The following is a 16,845-nucleotide window of genomic DNA, read 5'->3' on the forward strand; positions in this document are numbered from 1 at the left end:
GTCAAATTGCTACGCGATCGCTTTGTGCTACTCAGTGGCAGTCAATGCCACGACTCATACACCCGCAGTTTATTATCAATCTGCACCAAACTGGCTGGAAAATCAGATAGTCATAGGGGAGCTTAAGAAGGATGAAGATTTAGTTTTTTCTGCCGTCGAGCGTTGGCTTGCTATTGCACCTACGGACCCTCAGGCACTTTTTGCCAAGGGACGCTGGTTGATTCGAAACAATCAGACTGAGTTGGCATATCCGTTGCTCGAGCAGGTAAGTAAAAGTGGTGATAAAGACATTCAGCAAGCCTTTCGCAACTACATCGACGTTAATGAGCAGAGAAAAACGGAATACAATCAAATCATGTTGCTCCAAAAAGGAGGGCAGTATGATAAGGCTCTAGCGGGATTTGTGGCGCTTTTTGGGGACCAACGGCCTGACGTTAATTATGAGCTTGAATACTTGGATCTTCTTTCTACGTTTCCCGATCGTGCAGACGAAGCACTAGAAGGATATAAGGCGTTAGATGACGCTTTTCCACAAGTTGGAGAGATCCGGATTAGGCTTGCGCGACATCTAGCTCGATATTACGACAGCGAAAAAGCCATCGAAATTTATTCCTCTTTGGCAAATGATTCACAGTTAGGGGTCTTTGCAAGCAGTCTTTGGTTAACCGAGTTGGAATCCCAGCCGCTTTCAAAGCAATGGTTTGCGACCTATGAGCGAGTTGCGAGTTATCACCCTGATGATCTTGCTCTTCAACAGCGCTATGAGACAGCAAAAAGTCGATGGCTGCATGAAAAAGAGTTACGAAAAGATCCGTTGTACCGGAAAAAGCGCAAGGCTTTACAGGAGGTAGGGCGTGGGAAATTTACATGGTCTGGGTACGACACGTTAATAGCGTCAAACCGAAAGTGGCCAAACGACCCTTTGACACTCAGTTCACTTGCTAAACACGAATATCGACGTGGTAATTATACGGCGTCATTGGAGTATATTCGACGAGCACGTCAAAGTGATGATAACCCTGACTTAAGCAATTACTACAACGCTGAAGAGCGAACTATTTTATACTGGCAAGCCATTGATATTGCGCGTAGTGCTATCGTCCGTCAAAATTTTACTAAGGCTGAAGCTGAACTTGACAAAGCGTTGAGCATTGATAAACGTATTGCGTTAGGTTACGTGATGAAAGGTCAGGTTCTACGGTCTCAAAGCAATATACAGTCCGCGCACCAGTGGGCTATTAAGGCAAAGGATATTGAGCCCCTGAGTACCAGCGCTCTTGAACTGTGGGTGGAAACTCGCTATCCAAGTCAAGGTAACGAAGGACAATTGCAAGCGTTGTCTGAACTTAACGCCGAGCAACGCCATGTACTGAAGTCTTTTACAGCACGTGTCGAGCATTCAGTGGTACTTGATAGATTGCGACAGGATAAAGAAGCGCCCTCAGAGTTGGTGTCCTCCTCCATATTTCAACACGTTATGAACAGTAATGCTGATCTGCCTTGGTTAAAAAAAGAGATTGCTGATGAATTAGTGATACTGAATCAATACGAATCAGCTGATTATATGATGCGCACTGCTTATATTGAATTTCAAGATCCTGAACACACGCACGCCTATAGTCTGTTCTTAGTGTCAAACAATCGATGGGCTGAAGCGTATGGTATTGTCACAGAAAACCAACTCAATGGATTAACGTCATCAGAACAAGCGACGTTCACAAGAATTAAACTGGAATATCATCGCCAGATGATACAAAGGCTATCTGATGATAAGAACGCCTCAGACGTTTTACTTGAAGTAGACCGGTATATTCAGTCGGTGGCTAAAACAGATGAGCCTATCGCTACCGTTCTATGGTCGGAGTTTGGTTACCCAGAAAAAGCGAACGATTTAATCGCTGAAATTGATATTAACGACTTACAAGATTACGAGTTGCTGCTCTATTCTCAGGTTGTGTATCAAATGAATAATCCTGATATACATCGCCTTGTTTATCAAGAAACAAAAGAACGAAAAATCAATGCCAAAATCGTTATGGATCGTGAAAAAGCCTTGAAAGCCGATCAGTCTCTTGTTGAGCACGATGTGAATCAAGCGATAGATGCCTATGTCGAACTCATTGGTGATGAGTTTCCATTGGGAGCGGATCGTTATTTAAATACCGTTGAACATTCTCCTGAAAACGCAGAAAAATTGCTTGAAGCCTCTGCTAATCATGTGTTTCAACTTGATAAAGAAGACTTCATTGCCGCGATGGTAGTGGCTATAAGGCTAAGAAATCAATCCTATATTAACTTTTTTAATAATCATCGTTCTCAATTTGCGTTAACGGGTTTTGACTACTGGCGTTTGCAGGAAGAGGCGGTTGATGCTAACGATGAGGGGCTGGTTGAACAATTCGCTACCACCGGTTTATTACTCGATGATCAAGAAAGAAGTGAGTCGCCAACAACCCGCAGTGTCAAAACGGCGTACCGTGAAGCTGATGACAATTGGATGACTAACGATCTCATAGCAACGCTAGATGAATTACGTAACAAAAATCAATCTTATGTTATGTTCGGCACCGAATTTAACTCGGTACCAAATGGCGCTACATTTTTAACTGTTCCTGTTGAGTTGAGTTTGGCGATACCTGATTGGAATGGGCATTTGAAGTTACGGACAGATAGTGTCTACCTTGATAGTGGAACACTCACGTACTATGACGAAAATGTGACGTTTGAGCGTAGCCGAGTCGGTCAAGCATTCTCCATTGGGTGGGAAGCCGAGCATTGGCGTGCGGATATCGGTACGACGCCGATAGGCTTTAGGCTTAATGATTGGGTAGGAGGAGTAGAAGGAACAACATCACTAGGGGATGTATCTATTCGCGGTAGTGTGAGTAAACGCCCAGTGACCTCAAGCCTGATCTCATACTCCGGTTTAGAGGTTGCAGATAGACGAGGGAATGTAACAGAGTTTGGTGGAGTGACGCGCACCGGGAGTACGATTAGTTTATCGTGGAATGATGGTCGACCATATGGTTTTTGGGGCTACGGTGAATACCATCAACTAACCGGTGTTAATGTTGCCGATAATGATCGTTTATCTGGGATGGCTGGTGGGTATTATAACGTCATTAATACCAATGATAATTCGCTATCGATCGGTAGCTCAATGTTCTATATGGGGTATGACAAGAATCTAAGTGAAGTAGTAATAGGGCACGGAAATTATTATAGTCCGCAATCGTACTTTTCGTTATCAGTTCCAGTGTCGTATTATCGACGTGTCAATTATGATTGGACCTACGGTGCGAGAGCGTCGGTTTCTCTATCCAATGCTAGTTTTGACGCACCTTATCAGTTAGAAGGTAACCCATCAACAAGCTCTGGGGTTAGCAGTGCTGTTCAATTGTACACAGAATATAAAATATCTGACCACTGGACATTTGTCGGCTATCTTTCTCAGCAATTTTCAAGTGATTATCAACCAAGCCTGTTTAACCTATATTTTAAGTACAATTTTGACTCCGTTTGGGAAAAAGCAAAATTACAACCCGACCCATTAAGGTTGTATTCTAATTATTACTAACTTGGTTACTTGGTTACTGAGCGTTTGGAGCACGAGTATCCATTTAATGGCCTCTGATAAAGAGAGGCCATGGTTAGTTTTATAAGAAATTACGGTTTAATTAATTGTTTTTGACTTCATAAATTTAGCGCGTTGCTTTATCCATTTGTGAGCCCAATCTTCAGGTGCATTTTGGTAAAATCGTTCAACCGTTTGGTTTAGTTCACGCATTGTTGGTATGAACTCAAGCTGATTTGATACATCGCCCATTCTAGCCACTTCAACATCGCTAAAAGGTCGAGGCGCATAAAGTAACGCGTTTATATACACTGGTTGAGCTTCATTTTTTTGGTATTCTGTATCCGTAAATAAACGCATGTTTTGCTTATCCATTGCCCATTTAATCCCTTCACCTGCACTGTATCTCATCGTCGCAATGAACTGACCGTTCGAATATAGTTTGTAAACTACATCACCAGCGTCCGACGTATAAAACACCAAAGCAATACGGTGCCATGTATTCGCTTCAAATATACCGGCGTATTGAGAGTAAAGCCCGAGTTGATTATCTTCGTTTAGATATATTTCAACCTTGTTATTGAGGCTATTCGCATCAAGGATTGCCCGAAAATTGTTACTACTATCATCAGGCCAGAGAGCGTCAAAAACGAGTGTATAGTTTGAGACAAGGTTTTGGTTTGAAAAGTCGCCATTTGAATCGTGTTGTGTTTGTAAGTGCAACTCTCCGTTGGTGTCGGCAACAAGTGCATCAAGCTTTATGACGTTGCCCACACTGCCATCAGGAAGCTGAGGGATGTTTAAAGACTCTGTAGTGCCACATGACAACAGCGATGATTCACAAGTGGCATCTGTTTCGTCTTTGAGTTGAAGCTTAAGAGACGATAGTTGACTCTGTTCCGCAAGGAAAATGTTATCAGTGTCATTGAAATTCCATATCGTCGTAGCATTGATTAAGTCATTGTTACAGCTATAAAGCTCGTCATCGGAATCAATAAAAAGGCAGCTTGCAGTGCGGGTTCTGGCGTAAGCATCATAGATTTGCCATGCTTCTGCAATTAGAACGGCATCGCTTGGGTCATAATACAAGGCGTTAAAAAAATATTCTGGATTCCACGCTGCTGACTTAAACAAGCCAACATTATAAATAGCGGTATCGACTAGGTCATCTAACGGAGGACCATTATATTGAAGTGTTTCATTGGCATCAGCCATTAACTTTAGGTTTGCACCAGACACTTCGACTTTGTAAAGCGCGGTGAAACCAGGTGTATTAGAAGGTTGTCGCTCAATAGGGTACGAGCGATGAAAATGCTCTTGGGTTAATGAGCCAGGCGCCCAAATTTCACTGTCTTCAATTTCGTTTTCATTCAGGAGGCTAGCGTCGATTGCGAAGTGTGTTTGTGTTTCAGGGTTTGTATACGACAGCATCCCTTTAAAGAGTAATTCTCGCATTTGTGTACGATTGAGCTGATTTTTTGAAACGGCGATTTCAGTGTGAGCATCTGGGGCGTATCGACCGAGTATCGTGTCTATTTTTGCCTGAGTGTTTTCGTCCGTTAATGACGTGGTTTCAATATCAGTACTTTTGATTGGTTTAGCAAAGGACGCTGATTTATCGGCTAGGTCAAATACAATTTCGATGTCTGTATATCCCTTGGCGTTAAAGTCAGGCAACACGACAGTGGTATTATTAATGAGCTCTGAATCAGGCGTGGCATGAGAGTGTCCTCCCAAAATAAGGTCTATACCATCAACGTAGGTTGCTAAAGCTTTATCCGTACCAAAGCCTAGGTGACTCAACATAATCATATAGTCGACGTCTTGTGCGTAATCACGGATAAGCTGTCTTGCTCTGTCATTCCAATCCCAACGCATTTTAAAGTCGGGAATAAAATCAGTTTCGGGTGTGATTTCTTGGTCGAGCTCGTTCCATGGGCCAGAGGTCATGCCAAACAAACCAATTTTTACGCACCCTACTTGTGCGATGGCAAAATCAATGCCATCAAAGCCGCTCGGATCTGTCCCGTAGTATTCGGTATTGGAGGCAAGCACGGTTGCGATGTCGTCTTTAGAATACTTGATTAATTGTTCCGGTCCCCAAGCAAAATCATGATTGCCAATAACGCGGTAATCAAACGCCATGGCTTGAGTCGCTTCTAATGTAGCATCCCCGAAAGACAGCTGTTCAGCGACTGACCCTTTTTCGTAATCATCCCCGCCATTTGTGAATAACGTATGAGGGTTTTCTTTCAACGCCTGTGTATGCGCTGCTTTTATTTTGCTGTAATATTTTTCGTTAAACCCAAAATGCCCATGAAGGTCTGCAACATGAATAATTCGTATGGTTTGTTTTGTCGCTAAAACGTCGCATTCAGGGCCAACCATTTTGACTGGCGCAGGATTAATAATATCTCCAAGGGAGACGGTATCGTCACTATTACAACCCGTGAGTGACAGGGCTATTAATAAACAACTTAAAGCAAGATAATATTGAGATATGGGCATGGATTTTAACAAAGGTAGCAAAGATTTTAACAGTATATCATGTAGTTAGTTTTCCAAGCACGAATTAACTCGCAATCCTTAGAAAATCTCAATGGTAACTGATTTGTATTAATGAAATGTAATGGTTGCCATAGAATAATATAGAGATGAGACGCTCATAAAGGTGTTTATGAGCCTTTGTAGGTAACGCGAATAGAATAGATGGTAGCGATGTTTATTAGAATAATAGTACTAGGACTATGTTGTGTGTTTTCCAACGTTGTTACTGCTAACTGGGTTGAGAGCTTTGTAGGCGGTCATATTGACCTGGTATCGCGTGAAGACCTAGGTGCATTATCAGACATATATGATTGTGGTGAGACGGAAGGGCAATATTATTGTGGTTTTGATCTGGATTACCGAGGCGTCCCTATGGACGCTAAGGTATCAGTCAATGATGACGAAATTAGCCGTGTAGAATTAATAGCATTGATGACGCCATATCATTATACGAGAATTCCGTTCAGCTTAAGAGTTGACGGATTCGAACTTGTAGAAGTCTTAATTGGTGAACAACGGTTCAATGTGGCGGAAGAGCTCGCAAAGCACTCTGCAGCAGAAACGGATAAGAAACTGGTTGAATTTTTGAACTTATCTCCCATTTCTGTTTCTAAAGTATTTACCTGGGTCAGAAAAAATGAGATTCAGGATAGGTTGGCTACAGAAACAGTCTGTATGAAAAGTGACAAAGAGCAGATTTCGCTCGTATGGATGTCCAATCCATCTTTTTAACGGTGTCACACAATAGTATTACGGTTGTCATTTCTCTGTTACATAGAGTCAGTAACTTAGAATGCGTAGAGTAAAGAAGGAATTAACCATGAAAAAAATGAGACGTGCTCGACTTCATCGTTGTCGTATTCAGTATTGGAAAGAAACCAATCAAAAAACAACAGATAAAGAAAAAGCATAAACAATAAAAAGTAATGTTCCACCCGCAAACCAGCAATCTGAAATTGCTGGTTTTTCCATTTTTAGCGTCCGCTAAAATCCGTTAAAAAACGATAGACACAGCAATATTTCAGGATTACAATCCGCTCGTTTTGGGGAGTAGTCACCTAAATTATTTGTCGTCATCTCGTTAAGCAAAGCTTATCCGGCAAATAAGAACACCTAGTGTGTTTTGACGAGACCAACGCAATCAAAGTCTCAGTACGTGTGTACTGGGGTATTTATTGGTTTGCGGAAGGTCGATTCTTACTCACGTCCTTCCGCTTGGAGGACTTATGCCCTTATCTATCTACCTTTCTTTTCTCGTATTAACGCTCGGCTTAGTGGCGTTAGATATCTATCAAACCCGTGGTGGCCTTATTACCATTCGCAAAGCGGCGATATGGAGCGGTTTCTGGTTTTTACTTGCTTTTGTGTTCGCAGCATCGATCTATTTCTTTTGGGATGTCTATGCCCCTGATAGTGATTACAGCGCAAGAAAAGCAACAGTGGCGTTCTTGACGGGGTATCTGCTCGAAAAATCGCTCAGCATCGATAATCTGTTTGTGTTTGCGATCATTTTCCATCAATACGCTGTTCCCGAGCATTTGAGGCCGAGAGCGCTGTTGTGGGGGGTCATTGGCGCGTTGATATTAAGAGCCATCATGATTGGCGTTGGTGCTCAGTTGCTTGCACAGTTCCACTGGGTGATGTATCTCTTTGCAGCGTTCTTGATCTGGACGGGTATTCAGCTCGCGAGAGACAAGGGTGAAGATGAAATTAACCCGTTGCCTGAGCGCGTTATTCGTCGATTATTTACGGTATCCGATGATTATCGAAGTAATCGATTATCGGTCATAGAGAATGGAAAGCGTATCTTTACGCCTATGTTTATTGTTATTGGCGTCATCGCCTTCATGGATGTGTTGTTCGCTCTTGACTCTATTCCGGCCATTTTCGCGGTGACTAGAGAGCCATTTCTAGTGTTGGCGGCAAATGTATTTGCTTTATTGGGGCTTAGGTCGTTGTATTTTGTTTTGGAGGGCATGATGAATCGATTTGTCTATCTAAAACCTGCGTTGTCGTTCATGATGGTGTTCATTGGGATTAAGATGGTATTGGTTGGAACCGCATGGGCGATACCTACCTGGGTTTCACTCAGCGTGATTCTTATTACCATGTTTATTGCTACTTTCGCCTCTTTATATCACGAGCGGAATGCTTTACTTGTAATTGATAAGAAAAGGTAACGTTAGCGTGTTGACTCAGCGAACTATTTCTGAATAGTTTATGCGCAACCATTCGTTAACAAATGGATTTGTTAACGTGCTTTGGTGCAACGTTATCCACAAAAATCGTGAAATATTGAATAGTCATGCATTGATATTGAATGCTTTTAATGTGGGTTTGTTAAAGGTTCGTTTCATTAGAAAAACTTATCTGAATATCAAAAAATAGTCATTTTTTTAAGCGCGTATTGTTGCCTATTATTGCTCCAACAACGACGAAAAACGAATTTGTAAAGAGAGGCAATCATGGCACAAGCAATGAATATCGAAACCATCGCTCTAGCACCCTCTATGGATAAGAAAGCCTACGCGGTTAACATCAAAGGATTGATTGCACACTTGCTAGATATTATGTTCGGTAAAGGTGAAGTTCAAAACACGTACTACACTAACGAGCTGTCTGGACATATGCAGAGAGACATCGGTCTTAACCGATAAACGATGCAGTTTAAAGTGAATATTAAGAAGGGGCATTGACGAAAGTTGATGCCCCTTTTTGTATCTAAGTACCTGGGTAATTAAGAATCGGTGTTGCAGTCCCTTGCTTCACAGAGGCTGCGTTTAGTTGTGTAAACCACCGTCTCTTTGTGCTTGTCTAATTAATTCTTTTCTTTTTTGCTCAGCATCGGATTGCTTTCCCGCAGTGCTAGTGTTTCGACCTAACTCTTTAGGCGAAAATACATAATATTTATTAGTCATCATCATGTCTCTCTCGATCAAACGATTATCTGAATTACCGTAGGTTAAGACGATTATTGTCATTTTCAGATTAGAGTACATCAACCTAATGGCCTTTATTTAAGGCGTAGGGCATAGGTGGATATCGAATTAAAGCAATTAACCGGAAGTGATCTAAAGCTGATTTAACTCAACGTCTTGTCATGTCTAACCCGTATGATGGATGACGTTTAAACAATATGACTAGGTGAACTACAATGGCAAATCTTATCGACCGATTTCTTCAATACGTCACATTTGATACACAATCTGACTCGTCAAACGGTTGTTGTCCAAGTACCAAAGGACAAAGGCAATTTGCAGACGTTTTGAAAGCGGAGCTCATCGCCCTTGGTTTATCTAATGTATCTTTAGATGACAACGGTTATCTTATGGCGACATTGCCGGGCAATGTAAAAGGTGACATTCCAGCTATTGGTTTTATTGCTCACATGGATACCGCGCCAGATGCTTCAGGAAAGGACGTTAGCCCTCAAATCGTAGAAAACTACGTAGGCGGGGATATAGCATTGGGTAGGGGCGACGAAGTGCTTTCTCCAATTCAATACCCTGATCTTCACCTGTTACATGGTCATGACATTATTACCACCGATGGAACGACATTACTCGGCGCAGATAATAAGGCAGGAATCGCCGAGATCATTACTGCGATGGCGTATTTAATCGCGCACCCTGAGATCCCACATGGCGATATTCAAATTGGGTTCACCCCAGATGAAGAAATAGGACGTGGTGCTAACCTATTCAATGTTGAAAAGTTTGGTGCGCAGTGGGCGTACACCGTTGATGGGGGCCCAGTAGGTGAATTAGAGTATGAAAACTTTAACGCTGCTGCTGCGACGGTCGAGTTTACTGGGGTGAGCGTGCATCCAGGAACCGCCAAAGGCAAGATGGTGAATGCCATGACACTTGCTTCTCGTTTTCAGGCAGATATGCCTGAAAACGAAACACCTGAAAGTACAGAAGGGTACGAAGGTTTTTATCATTTAGGCTCTGCCGATCTATCGGTGGCAAAGTCGACGCTTCGTTATATTCTTCGTGATTTTGACTCTGACGGATTGGAGCGCAGAAAGGCCTACTTACAAGATAAAGTCGATTCATTTGATCTCGGCTCTAAACGGGCGAAAGTCACGTTAACCTTAGTGGATAACTATTCCAATATGCATGAAATGGTGGCACCTCACCCTCATATCATTGAGCTTGCGGAGAAAGCGATGTTGGCGTGTGATGTGACGCCTAATATTAAACCTATCCGCGGTGGTACTGATGGAGCAAGGTTGTCATTTATGGGGTTACCATGTCCGAATATCTTTACTGGTGGTTATAATTTTCATGGTATTCATGAATTTATTACTATTCAAGGAATGGAATCAGCGGTAAAAGTGATTGTGCAAATTGCGAAAGAGACAGCAATTCGGTATCGTTAAGCCAAACCTTTACTGATATAGGCACTCATGGAAGACACGGAAAAAATAATCACGTATTTAACGGACAATAAACTGCTACTGAGTGCCTTAGTCCTGTTCCTAATACTTATTATTCGTCGGGTCACCCTAGGGGCGATCCGTGGTGACGTCGCGTTTATTTCAGAGGACCAGCGTAAGTGGATGTCTCGAACCAAGAATGGTTCATTTGCACTTATCATGCTGATGTTTTTCTTAATCTGGAAATCTGAAATTAGCGAGTTTGCTTTATCGGTTACCGCAATCGCGGTGGCTATTGTTGTGGCATCCAAAGAAATCATCCTGTGTTTCACAGGTTCGATCCAAAGAGCGAGCTCTCGATCTTTTCGAATCGGTGACTGGATTGAAGTGGGTAAGACCAGTGGTGAGGTTATTGAACATAACCTGATGGCGACTGTGGTCCAAGAGATTGATTTATACCATGGGCATTACCATTTCACGGGTAAAACCATCACAATGCCGAACAGTATGTTCTTCACATATCCGGTGAAGAATCTAAATTTCATGAAACGCTACGTTTATCACCACTTTTCTATTGTTGTGCCTGGCTTCGATAATTTATTCCCTCTAGTTCCAGAACTCGTTACTCAAATAGAAAATCATAGCGAAGGGTTTATTGATGTCGCGCGCCGGTATAATGGTGTTATTGAAAAACATGCGGGTGTTGATCTACCAGGTTCAGAGCCTCATGTTTATTTAACGAGTGGTGCGACTGGAGAACAAATAGTCAACGTCATGATTTTTTGTCCAACCGAATTAGCGACACATTTGGAACAAGAGATTCGAGCGGATTTTATGATGATATATTCTGCTGCTTTTCCAAAAGGCAAAATCGAAAAAGTTCAATAAAACATAGCGTTATATTTTGAAACACTTTCATGTGGTCAATTGATTTTCCTCGGACATTCACATGACTTTTAGTTAGATACTGTGGCTTGCCTGTTCCAACTAAAAGATAATCGGTGTTTCAATGCCTAACAAAATAATCGCTTTAAGTTTAATCACAACCGCTTTATTAGCGGGCTGTGGAGATAAGAGTACTAAACAAGCTGGTGGTCAATTACCCCTTGTTCAAGCACAAGAAGTAACGGTCATACAGCATCAACAAAGTAAGTCTTACATCGGCCGTATGGATGCGGTCGAAGATACGTCTATTACTGCTCAAGTATCAGGGTACTTAAAAGAAAGGCATTTCTTTGAAGGCCAAATTGTCGAAAAAGGTCAGTTACTGTATTCCATCGAGCCTTCATCATTTGAAGCTCAAGTGGCCAGTGCCAACGCGATGGTTTCTGAAGCAGAATCCTCTCTAAAAAAAGCGGAACTTGATTTCGCTCGTGGTCAGAACTTAGTTAAATCCAACAATATTTCTCAAGCGGAATTCGACGCGCTAACCGCATCACTAATGAGCGCCCGAGCTCAATTGTTAGCGGGCAAAGCTCAGCTAAAAGTGTCAGAAGTGAATCTATCTTACACTGAGATTCGAGCGCCGTTTACTGGACGTATTTCGGACAGTAAAGTCAGTACGGGTGATTTACTATCCCCGTCTTCTGGTGTGTTGACGACGTTAGTGAGTATGGATCCAATGTACGCAGCGTTTAGTATTAGTGAGCGTGAACGCTTGGCGCTTGGAATGGACCAAATTGAAGGTAACGGAGCTGATGAGTCTGATGGGGTAGCGGTCAATATTATCCTTGAAGATGGTCGAGTGTTTGACCACCAAGGTACGTTAGATTTCTTGGGTAACCGCATTAATCTCAATACCGGTACGTTAGCGATGCGTGCAGTAGTCGATAACCCGGATCAACGCTTGCTTCCATGTCAACACGTACGCATTGAGTTGATGGAAAAACAGCCAATAGAAGTTGTCACCGTACCAAGACGATCGGTACAAACTGATCTTGAAGGTCACTTTGTGATGATCATGACCGCCGGGGATGTTGCCGAGCGCCGTAACGTAGCGTTAGGGCCACAAGTTGATACTGGCGTGATCATCAAAGCGGGTTTGAGCTCGAGTGATGTCGTCATTACACAGGGGTTACAGCGTGTTAGGAATGGAGTTCCTGTACGAGTTGAACAACCGGACGCTGCAGACCAAGGTGCCTAAATGTTAAGTCGTTTCTTTATTCAAAGACCAAAGTTCGCTTTGGTTATATCCATTATACTGACGCTTGCAGGGGCTATCTCTTTAACCGCCCTCCCTGTTGCTGAGTATCCAAAAATTAGCCCTCCTTCTGTCAGTGTGACCGCGTACTACACGGGGGCAAGTGCAGAAGTCGTTGAAGAGGCCATTGCTGACCCAATAGAAACATCAGTCAATGGTGTTGAAGATATGATTTATATGTCTTCAAAAAGTGCCAATGACGGTTCGTATTCATTGAATGTCACTTTTGATATCGGCACTGACCCAGATATGGCTCAGGTCAATGTTCAGAACCGTGTATCGCAAATCGAATCGAAACTTCCACAAGAAGTTCGCATGGTGGGCGTGACGGTTAAGAAGCGATCGCCTGATCTGCTTATGGTATTGAACTTTTACTCCCCCGATGGCACTTACGACGACAAATTCCTGATTAACTACGTGAACCTGAATATTAAAGATCAGCTTGCACGTGTTAAGGGTATCAGTGAAGTCGGCGTTATTGGTGGTGGTGAATACTCAATGCGTGTCTGGCTTGACCCAGATAAGCTTGCCAACCTCAAAATGACAACGTCGGATGTCTATTCAGCGCTTGGTGAACAAAATGTTCAGGTAGCCGCGGGTCGTGTGGGGGCGGCACCTTATGCCGACCCTCAGGAAGTGCAATTTAACTTAGTAACGAAAGGCCGTTTAGAAAGCGTTAATGAGTTCGAAAATGTGGTTCTTCGCGCTAATACAGACGGTTCGTCGGTTTACCTTAAAGACGTAGCACGTGTTGAATTGGGTAAAAAGTTTTACGACGGGACGGGAGAGTTCAGAGGCCAAGATGCGTCTATCGTGACGTTGTCACTGCAATCTGACGCGAATGCGTTAGAAAGTGGTCAAGCCGTGATGGATATGCTCGAGAGGTTGAGTGTTAACTTCCCTGAGGGTATGTCGTATGAAACTAGCTATGACACAACGCTATTCGTCGCTGAGTCGATTAAAGGGGTAGTGGTGACCTTGATTCAGGCAATCTTGCTTGTTATCGCGGTGACGTATCTATTCTTGGGTAGTGCAAGGGCAACCTTGATTCCTGTTGTCGCAATACCGGTTTCATTAATTGGTACGTTTGCCATCATGAACCTGACAGGTTTTACCATTAATACGGTGACCTTGTTTGGCTTGATTTTGGCGATCGGTATTGTGGTTGATGACGCCATTTTGGTGATTGAAAACGTCGACACGATTATGAAGCGTGATCCAAGCCTATCACCACGTAAAGCAACACTGATGGCGATGAAAGAAGTAACGGGTCCCATTGTTACGTCAACATTAGTATTACTCGCGGTGTTTATTCCGGTTACCTTGCTTCCAGGTATCACCGGGATTATGTATCGCCAGTTCGCATTAACGATTTGTATTTCCGTTATTATTTCATCGATTAACGCATTAACCTTGTCGCCAGCATTATGTTCACTGGTGTTAAAGCAAGGTGGTGGTAATACTGCGCGTTGGTTCCAAACCTTTAATAAAGGACTGGAGCGCATTACCTTGAAGTACGGAAAAATGGCTGGCTTCTTAGTTAAGAAAGCTATTTTGCTGATTGGGTTCTTCGCTGTGGCGATAACGGCGGTAACGTTCTTGGCAAAATCAACGTCAACAGCTTTCGTTCCACAGGAAGATAAAGGTATCTTGCTGGTTAATGTTCAGCTGCCAGACTCTGCTTCTTTGTCTAGGACGACAGAAACCACATCAGAGCTGATGGAATTGGTCGAGCAAGAGCCAGGAATTGATGGTGTTACCGTCGCCAATGGCTACGCATTCATGACAGGCGCTGCTGCCTCGAATGGCGCGTCTATGTTTATTAAACTCAAAAGCTGGGACGAGCGAAATAACCTCGAAGGTGACCATTCTGCGAATGCTATTGCTGCCCGTATTAACGGCAAATCAGCTCAGCAGATCCCGGGAGCGGTCGTCTTTGCCATGGGGCCACCCGCGGTTCCGGGAATGGGATCGGCGTCAGGCTTTGAATTTGTACTTGAAGATACGCTAGGGCGAAGCCGCACTGACTTAGCGAACGTCATGCAAGAAGTCATTCAAGAGGCCAATAAACAACCTGAGATTGCTTACACATTTAGTACCTTCCGTGCCAATGTTCCCCATTACCATGTAGATATTGATAGAGAGAAAGCACAGCAACTGGGCATCCCTTTATCATCAATATTTCAAACGCTACAGGGTAACTTAGGCTCGCTGTATGTGAACGACTTTACTATGTTCGGTAAGAACTTCCGAGTGACACTACAAGCGGATGCTGAATATCGAAGTAGTATGGATGACTTACAGTTGTTCCATGTTCGCTCTGATAAGGGAGAGATGATCCCGCTCAGTACGCTAGTTAGTTATGAAACGGTGTTCGAGCCAGACGTTGCATGGCGTTACAACATGTACCGAAGTGCGGTGATTCAAGGTCAACCTGCAGAAGGGTATTCAAGTGGAGACGCACTGGTCGCAATGGAGCGTGTCGCTGCCAATGTTCTTCCTATGGGGTATCAGCATGAATGGACCGGTATGGCGTATCAGGAGATTTTAGCTGGCAACCAAGCGATTTATGCATTTGCGTTGGCACTGATCTTTATCTACCTGTTCATGGTTGCTCAGTATGAGAGTTGGTCAATTCCGCTGGCGATTATACTTGTGGTACCAGTGGCGACATTGGGCTCGTTTATAGCGTTGACCTTAGCTGGTATGCCTTTGAACCTTTATGCACAAATAGGTCTCGTGCTACTAATCGCCCTCGCAGCAAAAAATGCCATTCTGATTGTAGAATTCGCAAAAAATGAACGAGAAGACAAAGATGTACCAATCGATGATGCGGCAGTCCGCGGTGGAATACTGCGTTTCCGTGCGGTGAACATGACGTCTTGGTCATTTATTTTGGGGATAGTACCTTTGGTGTTCGCTTCAGGAGCTGGCCATGTGAGTCAAAACTCCTTGGGTGTTTCCCTTATTGGTGGACTGCTTTGTGTGTTGTTGGCTGGTACGCTACTTATTCCAGGCTTTTACGCAATAATTCAAAGACGTAGAGAGAAGCTAAGGGGTGGGAGCACGAAATTAATCCCGTTAGATGATGATTAAGTTAACCGCTTTATTACCACTTAATCTGTTTTGATCAAAATGCCTCGTAGATAATCTACGAGGCATTTTTGTGTATGGCTTTGTATTCTCAGGTAGACAATTGCTTACTTTGGGGTATTGCCAGCTACAAAGGGAAGACCCAAAATCCATCTATAGGTAGTAGTTAGATTCGTAACTCTTTGGAATTTAGAGACTAAATCTACTTAAGGCAGTCGTTACTTTATAAATGTGTAATGCCTTACTAAAAATGTAATATTATTTATACGTGTTTGAGTAACTATGTAAATTTATGTATGGTGGCGCGCAATATTATTGATATTACGGATGGGATGATGGACAGCCAGAAACTATTAATTGTTGAAGATGACGTTAAATTGAATGAAATGCTAGCGGATTACTTCAAAACTCAAGGCTTCCGCGTTCGTAGTGTCGTCGATGGAAATCTTGCTCAAGATGTCATAAAAGAATTTGAACCGGATCTGATCATATTAGATCTTATGTTGCCTGGGCAAGATGGCCTATCGATTTGCCGTGCTGTACGGGACAGTTATTTCGGAAAAATATTGATGCTCACCGCCAGTGACGATGACTTTGATCATGTGGCGGCATTAGAAACCGGTGCAAATGATTTTGTTTCTAAGCCTATTAAACCAAGAGTCCTACTCGCACGAATCCGAAACTTACTTCGTCAATCTGTGGGAGATAACGTCAATAAAACAGGTCACTCGCTGATGTATGGCCAACTCGTCATTAGTCAATTGAGCCGCAGTTGCAAATACAAAGACATTGACGTATCACTGACCGATAGTGAATTTGATTTACTTTGGTTGCTGGCTTCTTCGCCGGGTGAAACCTTATCGAGAGATTTCTTAACCAAGACGTTACGTGGCATTGATTATGACGGTATCGATCGCACTATCGATAACAGAATTGTGACCCTACGTAAAAAACTTTTCGATGACGCGACCAACCCCAAAGGTGTGATTACGGTTCGTGGTAAAGGCTACCTATTTGTTTCTGATGGCTGGCAAGATTAAGGTTGTATGA

The 16,845-nt window shown here is 43.0% G+C and carries 10 protein-coding genes; 9 read left to right on the plus strand and 1 reads right to left on the minus strand.

Annotation, left to right across the window (positions count from 1 at the left end; genetic code table 11):
* Positions 1 to 34 precede the first annotated feature (34 nt).
* Positions 35 to 3,577 carry a cellulose synthase subunit BcsC-related outer membrane protein gene (locus ACE1OE_RS13075; RefSeq protein ID WP_449211345.1) on the plus strand — a complete coding sequence of 1,181 codons (3,543 nt, stop codon included), beginning with the start codon at positions 35 to 37 and terminating at the stop codon, positions 3,575 to 3,577.
* Positions 3,578 to 3,673: 96 nt separating this feature from the next.
* On the opposite strand, the gene ACE1OE_RS13080 is transcribed toward ACE1OE_RS13075, so the two are convergent.
* Positions 3,674 to 6,082, minus strand: a complete 2,409-nt coding sequence (locus ACE1OE_RS13080; RefSeq protein ID WP_449211346.1) for a metallophosphoesterase — start codon at positions 6,080 to 6,082, stop codon at positions 3,674 to 3,676.
* A 246-nt stretch (positions 6,083 to 6,328) separates the two neighbouring features.
* Between ACE1OE_RS13080 and ACE1OE_RS13085 the strand changes: the two genes are divergently transcribed.
* The 8 genes from ACE1OE_RS13085 to ACE1OE_RS13120 all read left to right on the plus strand — a co-directional run bounded on the left by ACE1OE_RS13085 (position 6,329) and on the right by ACE1OE_RS13120 (position 16,835).
* Positions 6,329 to 6,853, plus strand: a complete 525-nt coding sequence (locus ACE1OE_RS13085; protein WP_102470196.1) for a hypothetical protein — start codon at positions 6,329 to 6,331, stop codon at positions 6,851 to 6,853.
* A gap of 494 nt (positions 6,854 to 7,347) precedes the next feature.
* Positions 7,348 to 8,301 carry a TerC/Alx family metal homeostasis membrane protein gene (locus ACE1OE_RS13090; RefSeq protein WP_449211347.1) on the plus strand — a complete coding sequence of 318 codons (954 nt, stop codon included), beginning with the start codon at positions 7,348 to 7,350 and terminating at the stop codon, positions 8,299 to 8,301.
* A 285-nt stretch (positions 8,302 to 8,586) separates the two neighbouring features.
* A complete protein-coding gene (locus tag ACE1OE_RS13095) occupies positions 8,587 to 8,778 on the plus strand; it encodes a hypothetical protein (protein ID WP_102470198.1) in 192 nt (63 codons plus the stop codon).
* Positions 8,779 to 9,275: 497 nt separating this feature from the next.
* Positions 9,276 to 10,505 (plus strand): peptidase T, encoded by a 1,230-nt coding sequence (gene pepT / locus ACE1OE_RS13100; protein WP_449211348.1) that lies wholly within the window; start codon positions 9,276 to 9,278, stop codon positions 10,503 to 10,505.
* Positions 10,506 to 10,532: 27 nt separating this feature from the next.
* The gene (locus ACE1OE_RS13105; RefSeq protein ID WP_449211349.1) at positions 10,533 to 11,390 is read left to right on the plus strand and encodes a mechanosensitive ion channel family protein; all 858 of its coding nucleotides are present in this window, start codon (positions 10,533 to 10,535) and stop codon (positions 11,388 to 11,390) included.
* Positions 11,391 to 11,511: 121 nt separating this feature from the next.
* Positions 11,512 to 12,645 (plus strand): efflux RND transporter periplasmic adaptor subunit, encoded by a 1,134-nt coding sequence (locus tag ACE1OE_RS13110; protein ID WP_449211350.1) that lies wholly within the window; start codon positions 11,512 to 11,514, stop codon positions 12,643 to 12,645.
* The gene (locus ACE1OE_RS13115) at positions 12,646 to 15,798 is read left to right on the plus strand and encodes an efflux RND transporter permease subunit (RefSeq protein ID WP_449211351.1); all 3,153 of its coding nucleotides are present in this window, start codon (positions 12,646 to 12,648) and stop codon (positions 15,796 to 15,798) included.
* Positions 15,799 to 16,127: 329 nt separating this feature from the next.
* Complete coding sequence (locus ACE1OE_RS13120) at positions 16,128 to 16,835, plus strand: response regulator (protein WP_449211388.1); 708 nt, start codon at positions 16,128 to 16,130, stop codon at positions 16,833 to 16,835.
* The last annotated feature ends 10 nt before the right edge of the window (positions 16,836 to 16,845 follow it).

The organism is Vibrio sp. E150_011 (assembly GCF_053544015.1).